This is a genomic window from Desulfitobacterium sp. (assembly GCF_982384815.1).
In genome coordinates this window covers 25,294-43,081 of sequence record NZ_CEVWNY010000007.1, presented here as the reverse complement: position 1 = coordinate 43,081, position 17,788 = coordinate 25,294, and the positions used below count along the sequence as shown (strand labels likewise).

Genomic DNA, 17,788 nt, shown 5'->3' with positions numbered 1-17,788 from the left:
ATATCATGATTTTCTATATTTATTGCTCCGATTCAGGGGAATTCTATATCTCTCCCTTAAAAGATGACAATAGCAAAGAGAATTATGAGTTTTTGACACCTGGACTTCCCTTAAGTTTCGCACAATTTGTTCTACATGAAGTTCAGGGGAAAGGATCAGGAATTCCCGGAAGAAATAAAGAACCTTACAGCGAGGCCTCGCTAAAAAGAGAGATTATCAAATTGCTGGAGAAAAATCCTGCCCTACCTATCCAACCTTGGCAATGGGGGCGTAATGGCCCGGAGTTTAAAGATGGTTACGACCTTGATGATGATTCACGAAAGGATCTTTACGACAGAATCGAAGGCAGAATATTAGCTAAAGCTGACCTGCAAAGACTGGCTGAGGAATGTGGTTTGACCTATGAGGAAGTCTTGGGCTTCTGCCAGGAGACAGTCCTTCAAGGACGGGGGGAATGGCTGCCCGCCGTAAAAAAGGAACACGGTACTTGGCAGTGCCAACGCTGCGGGGAAACCCAAGTAGAAGAATGGATAAGCATCTATGGGCAGACTGCTACTTGCACTTCCTGCAACGCCTTGGGGTCGTTAAGCTCCCTGCATGCACTTTATCGAAGTATAGATTCCCATGAAGAAAGTATCGATTCTTCTCTTGAAGTAAATAATCAGCTGGAAACCTCTTTAGCTCAAGACAAGCTTAACCCTTCGGTAGTGTTTTCTCCCCGCTGGGAACTAAGCCACGCTCAAAAGCTCGCTGCCCAAGAGGTACTTGAATTTGTTAAAACCCAATCTAACATAAGTAGGGGAAAGCCTGATTCACATTACCGTGGCGAAACGCTATTTCACACGAAAGTTCGGCCTTGGCATAGTTTTTTCTCCTTAGGCAGGAAAAAACACAAAAATCATAAGTGGCCTAACCGGGAAGTTCTTCTCTGGGCTGCCTGTGGAGCAGGGAAAACGGAGGTGTGTTTTCCGGCCGCGGCCTGGGCCCTTGAACAGGGGAAAAAGGTATTATTCGCGGCCCCTCGTCAAGATGTAGTATTAGATGTAGCTCCTCGCCTTCAGCAGGATTTTCCGGGGCTAAAAACTGCTGTTTTAACAGGTGTTAGCCCGGAGCGGTTTACCCCCGCTCCTTTTGTCTTAGCGACCACGCACCAGATACTACGCTTCTATCAAGCTTTTGATCTTATTTTTCTCGATGAAATGGATGCCTTCCCTTACTATGGCAGCTCGGCTTTGGCTTGGGGTGTTCAACAGGCCCTCAAGCCCAAAGGCCAATTAGTCTATCTTACGGCCACTCCGACCACCGAGGGCCTGGCAAAAGTCAGAGAGGGAAAGATGGAGATCATCCGCCTCCCGGCCCGTCACCATCGCCGGGCGGTTCCTGTTCCCCAGTGGCGGAAGGTCAATGGCGGTCTGGAACCGGAATGCCTTGGCAAAAACGAAGAAGCCCAAAAGGTGTTTCGCCTGGTAGAAGCACTTGCCGACCGGGGCCCTGTTCTGCTCTTTGTCCCGAAGATTTCTTGGGTAAATCCCTGGGTTGATCTACTTCAGCAGGAGTTTCCTCAGTGGAAGATCGCGGGAAGCTATAGTGCCGACCCTTTGCGCCGGGAGAAAATCAAAGGATTGCGTCAGAAAAAGTATCAAGCCTTTGTCTCCACTTCGATCCTGGAGCGGGGAGTAACCATAGCAGATGCTCAGGTAATTGTCTTGGCAGCAGATCACGAGGTTTTTGATGAAAGGGCATTGGTGCAAATGGCGGGACGTGTAGGTAGAACTCAAGAGAATCCCACCGGCACAGCACTTTTCCTTGCCCGTCGAAAGACACCTGGGATAGAAAAGGCTATACTTTGGATAACCGAGCAAAACCTTTTAGCCAAAGAGCAAGGCCTCATCGACTAAGGTAATTGAGGAATAGAATGCTTTAATACTGATCTGGAAGGAGTTTTTCGATGTCTCCCAACGCTCCTGCTTTCTGGCAAGATCTTAAATCTTTAGCTCAATCCCTCCTTTATGAAAATCAGCAGACCTGCCCCCTTTGCAAGAATTTGGCTGTGAAAGGTAAGGTTTTTTGCTGCGATTGTGAAGAAGGTTATTTTCATCCGGAATTGAACCGCTGTCGGCATTGCGGCAAGCTAATCGGAGCGGATCAAAAGATTTGTAGGGACTGTGCTGAGGGAAAGGGTCCCACCGGGCTGGTTAAGGTAGTGGCATGGGGGCATTATACCGGGGCTTGGCGGGAGTTTATTCAAGCAATAAAGTTTAAATCCCAACCTTACCGCTTAGAAAGAATAAGTACTTCCTTGGCGGATTTTGCCATTGGGCATTTACCTCCTCCTAACTTCCTGGTTCCTGTACCCATGCACCCTGAACGTTTGGCAGAACGGGGATATAATCAGGCCGCCGGGATTGCCTCCCTCTTGCATTGGGAATTAGGAATACCCCTTTACGAGGAGCTTCAGAGGGTCCGGCCCACCATTCAGCAGGTTGGATTAAGTCGCCAGGAGCGCTTGCATAATTTGGAGGGAGTATTCAAACTATCCCCCACAGCCCAAAAGCATATTGAGGGGGCAAGGATTTGGCTTATAGATGATGTAACTACGACAGGTGCAACTTTGGAATTCTGTGCAGAAGAGTTGAAAAGAAATGGGGCGTCTCAAATATACGGGCTGGTTTTAGCTGCCGGTTTAGATGAAGGTATACAAAAAGGGGCTATTCAGTCGCCTGATTCAGTGATATAATAGGGTTCGGATAGGCGTTAGTCTGTTACTATTTTTTAAGGTAAGGGGATTTTCTTCATGGCGTTTCAAGACAAAGAACTAGTTTGCAAAGACTGCGGGACCACTTTCATTTTCACTGCTGGGGAACAAGAATTCTATGCAGAGAAAGGCTTCGAAAACGAGCCTCAACGTTGCAGAGACTGCCGTAATGCTCGTAAAACGAGCCGCAACAATGGTGAAACACGTCAACGCGAAATGCACACTGTAGTTTGTGCAGATTGTGGTGTTGAAACTCAAGTTCCATTTCAACCTACTTCCGATCGGCCCGTTTACTGCCGCGATTGCTACCAAAACCATCGCGTAAGCCGCTAATTGGTTGTAAACGAGAATATAAGTAAGCATTGGGATTTTTCCCGGTGCTTTTTTATTTGTTTATAACTTCTTGATTAGTTCTAACTTTTTTAAACAAATAGGTATTGCATAAAGTTTCATCAGTATGTATAATAATCAATATCCAAGAAGACAAGGTTAGAAAATTAAAAAAGCAGCATGATTTGCCGGATGGATAAGTATGTTTTAGAAAGAATAGAAGGAAGAGGGATAAAAATGAAAAAGACTTTTCGTAACGGAATTATCGCTATCGTCATGATGGGTTTGCTCGCTCTTACGGGCTGTGGAAGTCAACCATCAAATCAAGCTCAAGATCCCGCAGGTGGAAAGGCCGGCGAGGCAAAGGTCCTCAAAGTCGGCTCTGCCATTGAGTACGCACCATTTGAATTCATGGATAAAAAACAGAATCCGACCGGTTTTGATATTGACTTAATGAACGAAATCGGCAAAGACTTGGGCTACACAGTGAAATTTGAATCATCTTCTTTTGATGGCTTAGTTGCTTCAGTCGGTCAAGGAAAATATGATGCGGTTATCTCTGCAATGACAATTACTGAGGATCGTGCCAAGTCGGTACTTTTCAGTGATCCCTACTTTGAATCAGCTCAGATTATCGCGGTCAAGAAGGGTTCGGCTATTAAATCTGAGCAAGATTTAATCGGCAAAAAGGTAGGAGTGCAACAGGGAACCACCGGTCAGGATGTAGTTATGGACCTAGGCATCGATCCTAAAAAGTTCGAAACTATCGGCGATGCCATCAACGATATGATGATTGGCGGCTCGGAAGCGGTGGTTGCCGATCAGCTAACTCTGTACTACTTTATCTCCCAAAATCCTAATATGGATATTGAAGTTGTATCCAGCAACTTTCCAAAAGAGTATTTCGGCATTGCTTTTAAGTTAGACAATAAAGAATTAGCAGATCAAGTAAATGCTACCTTGAAGAAGTTTATGGAAAATGGCAAATATAACGATATCTATAAAAAGTGGACCAATGAGGATGCACCAAAATTCTAAGCAATGATTTGGTATAACTACGACTCAAACGCCCAGCACTGCTGGGCGTTAATTTTTCGCACAGATCATTTTGAAGGGTTTTTTGAATAATGAATTTCGTTCTCTTCTTGAATAAACTTGCGGCTAAATGTATAATTACCTGAAGAAAAATTACGAAGTAACCTAATTTGACATTATAAGGAGGATGTGGATGTGGAACTCCGTTGGGAACTGTTGGGGCAGAGCCTTGTGCCTTTGCTTAAAGGGACGGTAATTACCCTTGAACTGACAGCTGGGGCTGTGGCCATGGGTATTGTAATCGGTTTGTTTATGTCTCTGATGCGCTTATCCAATAGTCGCGTACTGCGCGGCTTGGCAATTGCCTATATTGACTTTTTTAGAGGGACACCACTTCTGGTACAAATCCTCATGGCGTATTTTGCCGTACCGCAAATCTTTGGTTTCCAGATTCCTGATAACTACGCTTTTATTGCCGGGATTGGGGCCATGGGCCTTAACTCGGGAGCCTATATTGCTGAGATCTTTCGTGCCGGGATTCAGTCTATCGACCGTGGGCAGACCGAGGCCGCTCGTTCCTTGGGCATGAGCCAGGCTCAAGCAATGCGTTATATTATTCTTCCCCAGGCTTTTAAGCGAGTTATCCCTCCACTGGGCAATGAATTTATTGCTTTGCTTAAAGATTCCTCACTTGTGTCCATCATTGCTTTGCAGGACCTTATGTATACAGGAAAGCTTATTGTCAGTCGAACTTATCAACCCTTTGTCATTTATTTTGAAGTAGCATTGTTCTACCTAGTTATGACCCTGATCCTTTCTCGCTTTGTCAATTACACAGAAAGGAGGCTCGGTAAGAGTGATAACCGTTAAGAATTTGCATAAACACTTCGGTAAGCTGGAGGTTTTACGGGGGATCGACTGCCACATTAAGGAGAAAGAGGTCGTTTGTGTTATCGGCCCCAGTGGCTCCGGTAAAAGTACTTTTTTGCGTTGCCTTAATAAGCTGGAAGAACTCACATACGGGGAAATAATTATCGATGGTATCCCCTTAAACTCCGAAGCCAATGTCAATGAGATTCGCCGGGAGGTGGGGATGGTTTTTCAACGGTTCAACCTATTTCCCCATAAGACGGCTTTGGAAAATATCGCCTTAGCGCCGGAAATTGTTCGTAAGACTAATAAGCAAGAAGCAATAGATGCTGCTCGCGAACTTCTGAAAAAGGTTGGGCTGGAGGATAAGGCAGATGAATATCCCGATCGCCTCTCCGGTGGACAGCAGCAACGGGTAGCCATTGCCCGCGCTCTGGCCATGCGTCCTAAAGTCATGCTCTTTGATGAACCCACTTCCGCCCTTGATCCGGAGATGGTCGGGGAAGTTTTAGCGGTAATGAAGGACCTTGCTCAGGAAGGGATGACTATGGTGGTGGTTACCCACGAAATGGGCTTTGCCCGGGAAGTGGGAGACCGGGTTATTTTCATGGACGAAGGAGTCATCATGGAGGAGGGTCCTCCGGAGAAGCTCTTTGGCAATCCTCAGAATCCCCGTACCAGGTCCTTCCTAAGTAAAATTCTCTAAAATCATCAACAGACTTAATGCTAATGCTTGGTATTTGGGCGTTAGCATTTTTATTTGTCTAAGGGAAAAAATATCAAAATGCGAAGGATCTTTTCAAGGAAAGTTTCCCAAAAGTTAGCGCGTTTAGGTTTAGATCATCTTTATACTGGGCATCCTTCTTAAGAGACTGCTTCGCATATGCGAAGTTTGTTACGGTGATCAAGGAGGTATTTTTTAGTGCTTGGTAAAGTAAAGTGGTTCAGCAAACAAAAAGGGTACGGATTTATTGAAGGGGATCATGGGCAAGATATTTTTGTTCATTTTTCTTCCATCGTCGGTGATGGTTTCCGAACCCTTGAGGAAGGTCAAGGAGTAGAATTTGATATAGTCCAAGGACCCCGTGGAGAACAAGCATCAAACGTACAGGCTAGATAAGAGAATAATTTCGCCTTAAATCCGCATAATAAGAAAATCAGGTTACATGTATAAAAGAGAGGATTGTTGGAACAATTTACAACGATTCTCTTTTTTTACTCCTTAAAAAGTTTTAAAATGAAGAAAGATCTGGAAGGATTTTTTAAGAGAAGCGGGAATATTATTATCACTGAGACTAATCTGCCCTAAGAGCAGCGCCTCTAGAGGCCGAAAGTATCCGGTGACGAAACCGGGATGAGGGTTTCGCCTTATGCGGCAAGGATGCGTTAGTTAAAGAGCGGTTAAGTCCGGTATGGACTCGACTAACCTTCAGTGGGGTTTAAATTCCCCCCGAAGGAAGTCTCGTTCAATAAGCAGATTTTAAGGGGGTTTTACTATGAACATCAGTGTTCGCGGCAAACAAATGGAAGTAACCGATGCCCTAAAAGAATATGTTTTAAAAAGGGTAGGCAAACTAGAAAAATATTCGGATGAGTTTATGGATGTTAAAGTAACCCTACTAGTGGAGGAAGGTCGGCATCGGGTTGAGGTAACTGCCCCTATTCATGGCATGATTTTGCGGGGGGAAGAAGAAAGCGGCGATATGTATGCCTCGATTGACCTGGTCGTAGAAAAGCTGGAACGTCAAATCGATAAGTACCGGACCCGTATTAACAAACGTATGCGTTCCAAGGTGTTGAAAGATCATGAAATAGAGCATCCGGTCGTTTTTGAGGAAGAATCTGAGGAAGTTGTCCGACATAAGAAGTTTGGGACCAAACCCATGTCCATTGAAGAAGCTATCATGCAAATGAACTTGGTTGGGCATAATTTCTATGCTTTTACCAACATGGATACCAACGTTATCAATGTGGTTTATAAGCGGAGAAGTGGGGACTACGGCTTACTGGAACCCGAAGAGTGATTCAAGGACCACCCGCTAATTTAGATTCTTTGCTAATTTTGTAGGGAGCGACCTCTGTGTCGTTCCGAAAGGGTTCAATCTCCCTTTTCGGAATTGCACAGGGGCAATTCCCTACTTTTTTGTATGGGACAGAACTTCATTTCCCACCGTGTCCTCTTATATGGTTATTTTCGGGCATTTCCACAGATTTTAACAGAGGATTTTTCCTGCATCAACAGGCAGCATTGGGTTGCACCTAATAGATGGTAATGATAAAATGAGTTGATACCCTTGGACAGATGGAAAGGTGGTCAATGATGGGTTTCTTTGATAGGTTATTTGATGATAATGGTCGTGAGGTTAGAAAGTATCAAAAAAAGGTGGACTTGATCAACTCTTTAGAGCCGGAGATCAAGGCCTTGTCTGATGAACAACTACGTGCCAAAACTGATGAATTTAAAGAGCGGCTGGCTAATGGGGAAAGCTTGGATAGTCTCTTGCCGGAGGCTTTTGCCGTGGTTAGAGAGGCTTCTTGGCGTACTATTGGTCAGAGACATTATGATGTTCAGCTCGTTGGCGGCATGGTTCTCCATGATGGCCGGATTGCCGAAATGCGTACCGGGGAAGGAAAAACTCTGGTAGCGACTCTTCCCTCTTATCTAAATGCCCTGACCGGTCGCGGCGTTCATATTGTGACTGTCAACGACTACCTGGCTCGTCGTGATAGTGAGATGATGGGCCGTATCCACCAATTTCTAGGGTTATCCGTAGGTCTTATTGTGCATGGTCTGAACTATGCTCAGCGTAGAGAAAGCTATGCTGCAGATATAACCTATGGCACCAATAACGAATTTGGTTTTGATTACCTTCGGGACAACATGGTGACCAGACCGGATGGCTTGGTTCAACGGGAATTGCATTATGCTATCGTTGACGAAGTGGATTCAATTTTAATCGATGAAGCCCGGACCCCATTAATTATTTCCGGTGAAGCGGACAAGCCTACGGAGCTGTACTTCCGGGTAGCTATGATTATTCCCCGCTTAAAACCCGAAGATGATTATAATGTCAACGAAAAGGACCGGGTGGTCACCTTGACGGAGCAGGGGGTCAGCCGGGTTGAAACCATGCTTGGGGTGGAAAATCTTTTTGATGACTTGCATACGGAATTGGCTCATCATGTGAACCAAGCTTTGAAAGCACACGCACTCTTTAAACGGGACCGGGACTATGTGGTAAAAGATGGCCAGGTGATCATTGTTGACGAATTTACGGGACGTCTTATGTTTGGACGCCGTTATTCGGAAGGATTGCACCAAGCCATTGAGGCTAAGGAAAAGGTGAAGGTTGAAAAAGAATCCCAAACCTTGGCTACCATCACTTTCCAAAACTACTTCCGGATGTTTGAAAAGCTTGCCGGCATGACCGGTACCGCTATGACTGAAGAACCTGAGTTTAAAAAGATCTACAAGCTGGATGTTGTGGAGATTCCCACCAACAAACCGATGATTCGTCAGGATCTGTCGGACGTGGTTTATCGGACGGAAGAAGGCAAGTTTAAAGCAGTAGTTGAAGAGATTGTTGAACGTCATAAAAAGGGTCAACCGGTTCTGGTCGGAACCGTATCCGTTGAGAAATCCGAGCGTTTAAGCGGGATGCTGGAACGGCGCGGTATCCCTCATCAAGTCCTTAATGCCAAGTACCATGAAAAAGAAGCGGAAATCATTGCCGGTGCGGGCTTAAGAGGCATGGTTACTATCGCCACCAATATGGCAGGCCGCGGTACGGATATCATTCTCGGAGAAGGAGTGGCCGAACTAGGTGGTCTGCATATCATAGGAACAGAGCGTCATGAATCTCGCCGGATCGATAATCAGCTTCGTGGTCGGGCCGGACGGCAAGGAGATCCGGGTTCTTCTCAATTCTTCCTCTCTCTTGAGGATGACCTCATGCGCCTCTTCGGTGCGGAAAACATTATGGGCATGATGGATAAATTGGGTATGGATGATTCTGTTCCCATTACTTCTAAGATGATCTCCCGTTCTGTTGAAACCGCCCAACGGCGTGTGGAAAATCGGAACTTTGAAATTCGGAAACACGTCCTGGATTATGACGATGTCATGAACCTCCAGCGTGAAGTAATTTATGCTCAACGTCTCCAAGTTCTTAAGGGCGGGAACATTAAGGAAAGCATTGAAGATATGCTGGAAAAAGTCGTACGGGAAACTGTTGATATGTTCAGTGCCCAAAGCCCTTACCCGGAGGAGTGGGATCTGAATAGCTTCTTGGAGTATGTAGAAAACCTCTTCTTGCCCAACCATGATATTACTGCCGATCAAGTAGCTAATATGGAAAAAGACGAAATTGCGGAGATGCTTCTGGAAAAAGCCCGGGAACACTACAAAACTCGGGAAACCGCCTTCGGCGAAGAGCTTATGCGGGAAATCGAGCGGGCAGTTATGCTGCAAGTGGTGGATAAAAAGTGGATGGATCACCTGGATGCTATGGATATGCTCCGGGAGGGCATCGGGCTTAGAGCTTATGGGCAAAAGAATCCTTTGGTGGAATATCGCCGTGAGGCCTACGATATGTTCCAGGGCATGATCAGCTCCATCCAAGAAGATGCCATTCGCTATATCATGAGGGTAACTCCCCAGGTGACGGAGCAGCAACCGGAAGAGCCTCAACGTGTCCGGACTAACCGGGATGAGGAACAAGCAGCTCGTCCTGTTCATAATGAAGGCCCTCAGATCGGGCGTAATGATCCTTGTCCCTGTGGTAGCGGCAAAAAATATAAAAAATGCTGCGGGGCGGAATAAATTTTAGTTGGTGTTAGATTACTCAGGTGGTGAAAGTTAAGTGATTTTTGAGTGGAAAAAAGAACTGGAAAGCTTAGAAGCGCGCTTGGCAGATTTGAGGGTCTCTCTTTGACGTCCCTCAGCGTGAGGATAAAATCAGTGTATTAGAAATCGAACTGCAACGACCGGATTTTTGGGATGACCCGGAATCTGCGCAAAAGATTATGCAGGAGCTTTCTTACCAGCAGGAAAAAGTAAAAACCTATTACACTTCACAACAACAGTTAGATGATCTGCTAACCCTCTATCAGTTGGCTGTGGAGGAAAAAGATGAATCCTTAGAGCCGGAGCTTGAAGAAGGGATTAAGATCCTTAAGGAACATCTCGGAATCTTAGAACTGGAGATTCTTTTAAGCGGCACCTATGACCGGAATAATGCCATTCTGACCCTTCATGCGGGAGCAGGGGGGACCGAGGCCCAAGATTGGGTCTCCATGCTCTACCGGATGTATATCCGTTATGGTGAACGCCACGGCTATAAGGTCGAAACCATGGATTTCTTACCGGGGGATGAGGCGGGGGTAAAGAGTGCTACCCTTTCCTTCTCGGGGGAAAATGCTTATGGCTATTTAAAAGCTGAAAAAGGGGTCCATCGCCTGGTGCGAATTTCACCTTTCGACGCTTCGGGACGGCGCCACACCTCCTTTGCATCTGTGGATGTTATTCCGGAGGTTATGAATGACAGCGAAGAAATTCCTATTCCGCCGGAGGAGCTTAAAGTTGACACCTACCGTTCCGGGGGAGCCGGTGGTCAGCACGTCAATAAGACTGATTCCGCTGTGCGAATCACGCACTTACCCACCGGGGTTGTGGTTCAGTCCCAAAGTGAGCGTTCCCAAATCCAGAATAGAGCTTACTGTATGCGGATTTTGCAAGCCAAACTTTTGGAGCTTAAACGTAAGCAGCAGGAGGAGGAAATTTCCGAGATTCGCGGCGAACAGCAGGAAATAGCTTGGGGAAGCCAGATTCGCTCTTATGTCTTCCATCCTTACAATATGGTTAAGGATCATCGAACCAATGAGGAGACAGCCAATACGGGTGCAGTTATGGATGGGGAGATCGATGAATTTATCGCTGCCTATCTACAGAAAACTAAAACCTTAAAATAAGAAGATAAGGCTTGGCGTAAAGAGCCAAGCCTTATTCCAATGTCCTCCTGAGAAGAGCCTTCACTCTGTTCAGGATGACAGATAACATATACGCTTTTCAGTAGTTATTGAATGCACTGTTGTAAAACGAGTTTTTCGCCCATTATATGGGATAATAAAGAAGACTTATACTTTACCGCACTAGGGATGGCTCCTTAGCCGGTTCTCTTTATTAATATGACAATGAATTTAGAGGAGGGATTCTCGTGAACGTTCTTGATTTGAAACGCCAGGCTAATCAAATACGTCAAGATATTATAACGATGCTTTTGCCGGCCAAATCCGGTCATCCCGGCGGTAGTTTATCTTCTGCAGACGTACTCGCCGTATTGTATTTTCAGGAAATGAGAGTTAAACCGGAGGAACCCCAATGGCCTGATCGGGACCGCTTTGTTTTAGCGAAGGGCCACGCTGCTCCGGTTCTCTACGCGGCTTTGGCGGAAAAAGGATTTTTCCCCAAAGAGGAAATACTCGGATTGCGGCAAACCGGCCGGATTCTACAGGGTCACCCCGATATGAAAAAGGTGCCTGGGGTAGATATGTCTACAGGATCTTTAGGACAGGGGTTATCGGCTGCTAATGGCATGGCTTTGGCAGGAAAACTGGATAAAAAAGATTTTCGGGTCTATGTGCTCTTAGGTGATGGTGAAATGGCAGAAGGCCAAGTGTGGGAGGCCGCTATGGCCGCCGCTCATTACAAGCTGGACAATGTAACTGCCATTCTTGATTATAATGGTTTACAAATTGATGGTACCACGGAAAATGTTATGTCCTCCGATCCTTTACCTGATAAGTGGCGGGCCTTCGGTTGGCATGTAATTGAGGTGGACGGTCATGATATGGCCGGCCTTTTGGCCGGCTTCGCTGAAGCCAAAGAAGTAAAGGGAAAGCCGACTATCCTCATTGCCAAGACCATTAAGGGTAAAGGGGTATCCTTTATGGAAAACCAAGTAGGCTGGCATGGCAACGCGCCTAATGCAGAACAAGCTGAAGAAGCCCTGAAGGAATTAAGAGAGGAGGCGGCTCACCTTGATTAAACAAGCAACACGGGAAGCCTACGGGAAGGCTTTAGTGGCTTTAGGAGAAGAGAACAAAGATATTGTGGTACTTGATGCCGATTTATCCAAATCCACTAAGACTGCTGATTTTGCCAAACATTATCCGGAACGGTTCTTTAATATGGGAATCGCCGAAGCAAATCTGATGGGGACTGCTGCCGGGTTAGCTACCACTGGAAAAATTCCTTTCGCCAGTACTTTTGCCGTTTTTGCTACCGGACGAGCCTTTGAACAAATTCGCAATTCCATTGCTTATCCTAAGTTAAATGTGAAGATTGCTGCCACCCATGCGGGAGTAACTGTCGGAGAAGACGGAGGGTCTCACCAAGCGGTGGAAGATGTAGCGATTATGCGGGCCCTTCCCAATATGACTGTTTTGGTTCCCGCTGATGGCGAAGAAACCCGTCAGGCTATTATAGCATCTGCTCAGTACGAGGGACCGGTCTATATTCGGATGGGGCGTTTGGATGTTCCTCTTTTATTTGACGAAAATTATAAATTTGAGATCGGCAAGGCCAATGTCCTCCGGGAAGGGGAACACAGCGTAATTTTTGCTAATGGAGTTATGGTAAATGCTGCTTTAGAAGCTGCCCAGGAACTAGAGCAGGAGGGAATTAACGTAGCTGTAGTCAATGTGGCCTCTGTAAAACCCCTAGATAAGGACACCATTATTGCTTATGCCAAGAAGACCGGTGCCGTAGTTACTGCCGAAGAACACAATATCATCGGCGGTTTGGGCAGTGCCGTGGCAGAAGTTTTAGGGGAAAATGCTCCCACCCCGATGCTCCGGGTCGGTATTATGGATACCTTCGGCGAATCCGGGCGTCCTCTCGAATTATTAGAGAAGTATGGCCTAACAAAGAAGGAAGTAATTGAAGCTGTTCGAGCAGTCATAGCCAAAAAGTAGGGAACGCCCCCTGTGAAACAAGGGGACAGGTCCCTTGTTTCATTTTATTTGTATTGCTTGTAGGGAACGACCTCTGTGTCGTTCCGAATGGGGGATAATCTTCCCTTTCGGAATTGCACAGGGGCAATTCCCTGCTTTTTTTGTACCTGTCATCCTGAGCATGTGCGAAGAATCTTTTCCAGGGCAAGCACTTATAGGAGTGCTTTTTATTTTTGTTGACTAAGGACCCTTTGTAGTGTCAAAAATTTCTCCTCAGCCTCATCCTCATCAATAAACCAGAGAAATCCATCCTCGGTAGTTTCGTGGTTAAAAGTACGAATTAGGCCATCACGTAAAGCATTTTTTCCCCAAGCAACGAAAAATTGGGCCGGGGAATTAACGGGGTTAACCCCGGTTCCAAAATATAAAGGAATGCCTTGGACCGAACTTTGTGCTAAAATATTGGCTTTCGTAGTACCACAGGGATTTTTCATAGCCGTAGATTACACTCCTTAAAATCAAATTGAGTACCTAACACCTTCGCGGAGGGACTGTCCTAATCCTGCATAGGAACATGGTCATTTTTGGAGCAGTCCGCCAACTTACCACGAATGGCAAGTTTTTAGTCGAGTATTCGATTTTATAACAGGAAATCCCTACCCAATGTCGAATAAACTAAATGGTTTGGATAAAGAGCTGGGCAAAATTCAAGGAGGGCTAGGGTAATAATGATCCAATTGACGAATGTATCAAAAATTTATCCGAACGGTGCCAGAGCCCTTGTCGATATTAGTCTAAAAATTGACAATGGGGAGTTCATTTTTCTGGTGGGACCTAGCGGGGCAGGTAAATCAACCCTTATTCGTTTGCTCTATCGTGAGGAATTGCCAACCCGTGGTCAAGTAGTTATGAATGGCAGAAATATGATTCGGATGCGGGATCGCGAGGTTCCCAAGTTTCGTAGAGACATAGGAGTTATTTTTCAGGATTTTCGGCTCCTTCCCAATAAAACAGCCTATGAAAATGTAGCCTTTGCCTTGGAAGTAATCGGTGTAGGTAGAAAAGAGGTCAAGATCCGGACTAAGAAGATTTTGGAGCTGGTTGGTTTAGCTCATAAAGAGAAGGCTTTTCCTCATGAATTATCCGGCGGGGAACAGCAAAGGGTCGCCGTGGCGAGAGCAATTGTTAATAATCCGGCTCTCTTGGTAGCGGACGAACCCACGGGAAACTTGGATTCGGAGACTGCCTGGGAGATAATGGAGCTGCTCTACAATATTAACCGCAGGGGAACAACCATTGTTATGGCTACCCATGCTCGCGATATTGTCGACCAAATGCAGAAACGTGTCATAGCTATTGAAGAGGGTAAGGTTGCCCGGGACGAGAAGCAGGGGGCATATGGCTATGGCATTTAATTCTGTGGAATACATATTCTGCGAAGTGGGCAATTCTATTCGCAGAAACCTGTGGTTAAGCCTTGCATCTGTGCTTACAGTTATGATTTCATTGATCATCTTAGGAGCTTCGGTTTTCTTTTTGCTTAATGCTTCAAATCTAGCCAGTGATTTTGAATCTGAATTAGAAATTGCGGTCTTTGCCCAAGACGATTTAACTCAGGATAAGGTTGCAGCTTTAGGGGAAAAGCTGAAAGGTTTAGACGGGGTAGAGTCAATTGAGCTTGTCCCTAAGGAACAGGCCTTGCGGAACTTTGCCAAGTCCACGAAATCCACTTCGATTGTTTCTGACTTAGGGGACACTAACCCTTTTCCTGATAAGTACACAGTTCATGTAGTAGACCCTCGGCAGGTTCAAGAGGTGGCGGATAGAATTACTAAGCTAACCGGTGTGGACAATGTGGTTTATGGTAAGGACATAATTGAACCTCTGTTGAAATTTACCAATTGGCTGCGCTGGGCGGGAATGACAATTGTAATAATTTTTGCGGTGGCATCTATTATCCTAATTTCTCTGAATATCAAGATGAATGTGTTTTCTCGCCGTAAAGAGATTGAAATAATGCGTCTGGTAGGAGCGAGCAATGCCTTTATTCGCTGGCCCTTTGTCCTTGAAGGAATAATTTTAGGATTGGTCGGGGGACTCTTTGCCATTTTAATTGTCGGGTTTGGTTATGATTGGCTTGCCCAATACATCCAAGCAACTTTGACCTTTATGCCCGTTGTTAATGAATCAATGATGATCTGGAAGGTCCTGGGCACATTAATCTTAGTTGGCATGGGAATAGGGGCAATCGGCAGCGTCATTTCCTTGCGCAGATTTCTAAAAGTATGAATTCTTTTTGAGTTTTTAAGAAGGAGGAAGGAGTATGTACAAAAGAAAAGGGGCTGTTGCCCTTTTGCTTACAACTGTGTTGCTTGGCGGCTCGGTTATTCCACTCCAGGCAGATGAGCTGGAAGATGCGATTAAGGAACAAAAAAATTTGCAGCAGCGGGAAGAACAGGCGCGAAGTGAGTTAAATAAGCTGACCTATACAGCGGATAAGCTGCAGAAACAAATTAAGGATTTATCCACGCAAATTGCCGTGGCCCAGAACACCTTGAAGGCTAAGGAAGTGGCCTATAGTCAAGCGGTGGAGGCCGTTGCTCTTTCTGAACAGGCACTGAAAGAACGAGAGGAAGCGCTGGCTCATCGCCAAGAGGTATTGCGCAAGCGCGTTAAGGAAATTTATCAGACCGGTCAGGTCAGCTATTTGGAGATCGTTTTAGAAGCAGAGAGTTTAAGCGATTTTATCACTCGTTTAGAGTATTTTAATCGCTTGGTGGCTAACGATCAAAAGATCCTCACCGATATTAGTGAGGAAAAAGCACGGATTGAAGAGGAAACCAAGGCCTTGCAAGCTCACCGGGACGAAGTAGCCAAGCTAAAAGCGGAAGCTGAACAAGCAAAGGCCGAACTTGACGCGAAGAATCGGGAACATCAAGCCGCACTCAATACTAATAAAAAAGCGCAAAATGATATTTTTGATCAAATTGCTCAGATGGAAGCGGATTCCAAGGCCATCGCCGATAAAATCCGTAAACTTACGTCTAATTCCGGAGTAGTTCATGGGACAATTAATACCTATCCCTTGCCCGGGCATTATGAGGTGAGCGACGCTTATGGTTGGCGGATTCACCCGATTACCAAGAAGAAGAGCTTGCATACGGGAACAGACTTACCAGCCCCTAGCGGTACCAAAGTCCTGGCTGCCGGAAATGGCGAAGTTATTATGGCGGGCTGGTATGGTGCCTACGGTAACGCCGTGATTATCGACCATGGTGGCGGCTATACTACTCTCTATGGCCATAACTCCAAGCTGGGTGTCAAGGTTGGCGATATGGTGAAGGCCGGAGATGTAATTTCCTATGTTGGTTCTACCGGTTGGAGTACCGGTGCCCACCTGCACTTTGAAGTCCGGGTCAATGGTGAGTCAACGGATCCTATGCAATTTTATAAATAAGTATGTCTTGAGGTGGATAGGCATATAATAGCAAAAGAACCGCCACTTATCTCCTGCCGAATTAAGAGATGAGTCAATGGTTAGACAGCGTCCCAAGCAAACAGCTTAAAAATTGGGAGATCAGCGTAGGAAGGGGTATGGGTTTGCGGGAGAGTAGATGGAAAGAATATTTAAAAAACCTGGGCTGGGTTTTGGTCATTGTAAGTTTGCTTTTTACGACAATTGTTGGAGGATTCATCCTAACAAATCTTGACCATGTCGGGCGTTTTGCTCGGGTTGTCCAACTAATAAAAAGTGATTATTTAGAAGATGTGTCGGCAGGCACTTTGATTGATGGAGCAACCAAAGGAATTGTAGACTCCCTCGGGGACCCCTACTCAGTCTATATGAATGCCAAAGAAAATGAGGAGCTAATGCAGCAAATTGAAGGAAAATTCGGTGGGGTAGGGATTATCTTAAGTTTAAAAGATCCCCAAAAGCTTGTAGTTTTAAGACCCATCAAGAATACCCCTGCTGCTAAGGCCGGGCTCCAACCCGGAGATATAATTGTGAAGATCGATGACGTGGATGCTGCCACTATAGATCAAGACAAAGCAGTCTCCTTAATGCGCGGGGAACCTGGGACTAAAGTAACCCTAGTGGTTTATCGAGAAAGCACCAAACAAAATGTAACCGTTCCTCTAACTCGGGAAAATATTGCGGTTCCAACCGTTGAAGGGCTTACTCTTCCTGGAAACCCGGATATCGCTTACATAGGTATTTCCCAGTTTTCCTCCAATACGGCCCTTGAACTGAACGAAGTATTGAAGAATATGAAGATTGATAGATATAAAGGGATAATCCTTGATCTCCGCTATAACCATGGGGGAGAATTAGAATCCGCCGTAGGTGTGGCCAGTTATTTTGTTCAACCGGGCCCCATCGTCTATATCGTGGATAAAAGCGGCAATACCATAACCAAGGCTTCCGAGAGTAACTATTTAGGCATTCCTTTTGTGGTTTTAGTTAACGAAGAAAGTGCTTCCGCTGCGGAAATTGTTTCCGGAGCTATTAGAGACCGGGGCACCGGAACTTTAGTTGGCGTAAAAACCTTTGGTAAAGGTATCGTCCAGACCATTTACCAACTGGACAGTGGAACCAGTGTGAAGCTGACTACCGCTAAGTATCTTACCCCTAACAAAATAGATATTCATAAAAAGGGTATTGAGCCGGATGTTAAAGTGGAATTGAAAAAAGGAGAAGAAGCAACTCTAACCCCTACAACCTCTAAATTCGACACACAGCTTACGGAAGCAGTTAAAGTACTGCGTCAGCAAATAAAATAAAACAGCATATATAATGCTTTGAGACAAGGGAACAGGTGAACAGGTCCCTTGTCTCATTTATTT

At 45.6% G+C, this 17,788-nt stretch carries 17 protein-coding genes; 16 read left to right on the top strand and 1 reads right to left on the bottom strand.

From position 1 onward, the window contains the following. Nucleotides 1–5: 5 nt before the first annotated feature. The 12 genes from AC1U9U_RS02530 (at nucleotide 6) to AC1U9U_RS02475 (ending at nucleotide 12,964) form a co-directional block, all read left to right on the top strand. A complete protein-coding gene (locus AC1U9U_RS02530) occupies nucleotides 6–1,898 on the top strand; it encodes a helicase-related protein (protein WP_479958982.1) in 1,893 nt (630 codons plus the stop codon). A 50-nt stretch (nucleotides 1,899–1,948) separates the two neighbouring features. Then, the gene (locus AC1U9U_RS02525) at nucleotides 1,949–2,737 is read left to right on the top strand and encodes a ComF family protein (RefSeq protein ID WP_479958981.1); all 789 of its coding nucleotides are present in this window, start codon (nucleotides 1,949–1,951) and stop codon (nucleotides 2,735–2,737) included. A gap of 57 nt (nucleotides 2,738–2,794) precedes the next feature. Continuing rightward, entirely contained in the window at nucleotides 2,795–3,088 is a 294-nt protein-coding gene (locus AC1U9U_RS02520; protein WP_479958980.1) for a zinc-ribbon domain containing protein, read from the top strand. A 234-nt stretch (nucleotides 3,089–3,322) separates the two neighbouring features. Then, entirely contained in the window at nucleotides 3,323–4,123 is an 801-nt protein-coding gene (locus AC1U9U_RS02515) for a basic amino acid ABC transporter substrate-binding protein (RefSeq protein WP_479958979.1), read from the top strand. Between the two features lie 192 nt (nucleotides 4,124–4,315). After that, nucleotides 4,316–4,990, top strand: a complete 675-nt coding sequence (locus tag AC1U9U_RS02510) for an amino acid ABC transporter permease (protein WP_479958978.1) — start codon at nucleotides 4,316–4,318, stop codon at nucleotides 4,988–4,990. Further along, nucleotides 4,977–5,696 (top strand): amino acid ABC transporter ATP-binding protein, encoded by a 720-nt coding sequence (locus tag AC1U9U_RS02505; RefSeq protein ID WP_479958977.1) that lies wholly within the window; start codon nucleotides 4,977–4,979, stop codon nucleotides 5,694–5,696. Before AC1U9U_RS02510 ends, AC1U9U_RS02505 begins: the two co-directional genes overlap by 14 nt. Nucleotides 5,697–5,912: 216 nt before the next feature. Beyond that, nucleotides 5,913–6,110: a cold-shock protein gene (locus AC1U9U_RS02500; RefSeq protein ID WP_479958976.1), complete on the top strand. Its 198-nt coding sequence runs from the start codon at nucleotides 5,913–5,915 to the stop codon at nucleotides 6,108–6,110. Nucleotides 6,111–6,486: 376 nt separating this feature from the next. Next, a complete protein-coding gene (gene hpf, locus AC1U9U_RS02495) occupies nucleotides 6,487–7,014 on the top strand; it encodes a ribosome hibernation-promoting factor, HPF/YfiA family (RefSeq protein WP_479958975.1) in 528 nt (175 codons plus the stop codon). A 296-nt stretch (nucleotides 7,015–7,310) separates the two neighbouring features. Continuing rightward, the gene (gene secA, locus AC1U9U_RS02490) at nucleotides 7,311–9,812 is read left to right on the top strand and encodes a preprotein translocase subunit SecA (protein WP_479958974.1); all 2,502 of its coding nucleotides are present in this window, start codon (nucleotides 7,311–7,313) and stop codon (nucleotides 9,810–9,812) included. A 40-nt stretch (nucleotides 9,813–9,852) separates the two neighbouring features. Then, a protein-coding gene (prfB, locus tag AC1U9U_RS02485) for a peptide chain release factor 2 (RefSeq protein WP_479958973.1) occupies nucleotides 9,853–10,960 on the top strand; the annotation gives its coding sequence in 2 pieces (ribosomal slippage) (nucleotides 9,853–9,921 and nucleotides 9,923–10,960; 1,107 coding nt in all). Nucleotides 10,961–11,205: 245 nt separating this feature from the next. Beyond that, nucleotides 11,206–12,036 (top strand): transketolase, encoded by an 831-nt coding sequence (locus tag AC1U9U_RS02480; protein WP_479958972.1) that lies wholly within the window; start codon nucleotides 11,206–11,208, stop codon nucleotides 12,034–12,036. Then, entirely contained in the window at nucleotides 12,029–12,964 is a 936-nt protein-coding gene (locus tag AC1U9U_RS02475) for a transketolase family protein (protein ID WP_479958971.1), read from the top strand. The genes AC1U9U_RS02480 and AC1U9U_RS02475 overlap by 8 nt, the downstream gene beginning before the upstream one ends. Before the next feature lie 206 nt (nucleotides 12,965–13,170). Here the strand turns inward: AC1U9U_RS02475 and AC1U9U_RS02470 are convergent, their stop codons facing one another. Next, nucleotides 13,171–13,437 carry a hypothetical protein gene (locus tag AC1U9U_RS02470; protein ID WP_479958970.1) on the bottom strand — a complete coding sequence of 89 codons (267 nt, stop codon included), beginning with the start codon at nucleotides 13,435–13,437 and terminating at the stop codon, nucleotides 13,171–13,173. Between the two features lie 234 nt (nucleotides 13,438–13,671). Here AC1U9U_RS02470 and ftsE point away from each other — a divergent pair, with 234 nt between their 5' ends. The 4 genes from ftsE to AC1U9U_RS02450 all read left to right on the top strand — a co-directional run bounded on the left by ftsE (nucleotide 13,672) and on the right by AC1U9U_RS02450 (nucleotide 17,725). Further along, the gene (gene ftsE, locus AC1U9U_RS02465; protein WP_479958969.1) at nucleotides 13,672–14,358 is read left to right on the top strand and encodes a cell division ATP-binding protein FtsE; all 687 of its coding nucleotides are present in this window, start codon (nucleotides 13,672–13,674) and stop codon (nucleotides 14,356–14,358) included. After that, entirely contained in the window at nucleotides 14,348–15,232 is an 885-nt protein-coding gene (ftsX, locus tag AC1U9U_RS02460) for a permease-like cell division protein FtsX (protein WP_479958968.1), read from the top strand. Before ftsE ends, ftsX begins: the two co-directional genes overlap by 11 nt. Before the next feature lie 34 nt (nucleotides 15,233–15,266). Further along, nucleotides 15,267–16,400, top strand: a complete 1,134-nt coding sequence (locus AC1U9U_RS02455) for a murein hydrolase activator EnvC family protein (RefSeq protein ID WP_479958967.1) — start codon at nucleotides 15,267–15,269, stop codon at nucleotides 16,398–16,400. Nucleotides 16,401–16,537: 137 nt separating this feature from the next. Then, on the top strand, nucleotides 16,538–17,725 hold the full coding sequence (locus tag AC1U9U_RS02450) for a S41 family peptidase (protein ID WP_479958998.1): 1,188 nt from the start codon (nucleotides 16,538–16,540) through the stop codon (nucleotides 17,723–17,725). Nucleotides 17,726–17,788: the final 63 nt, after the last annotated feature.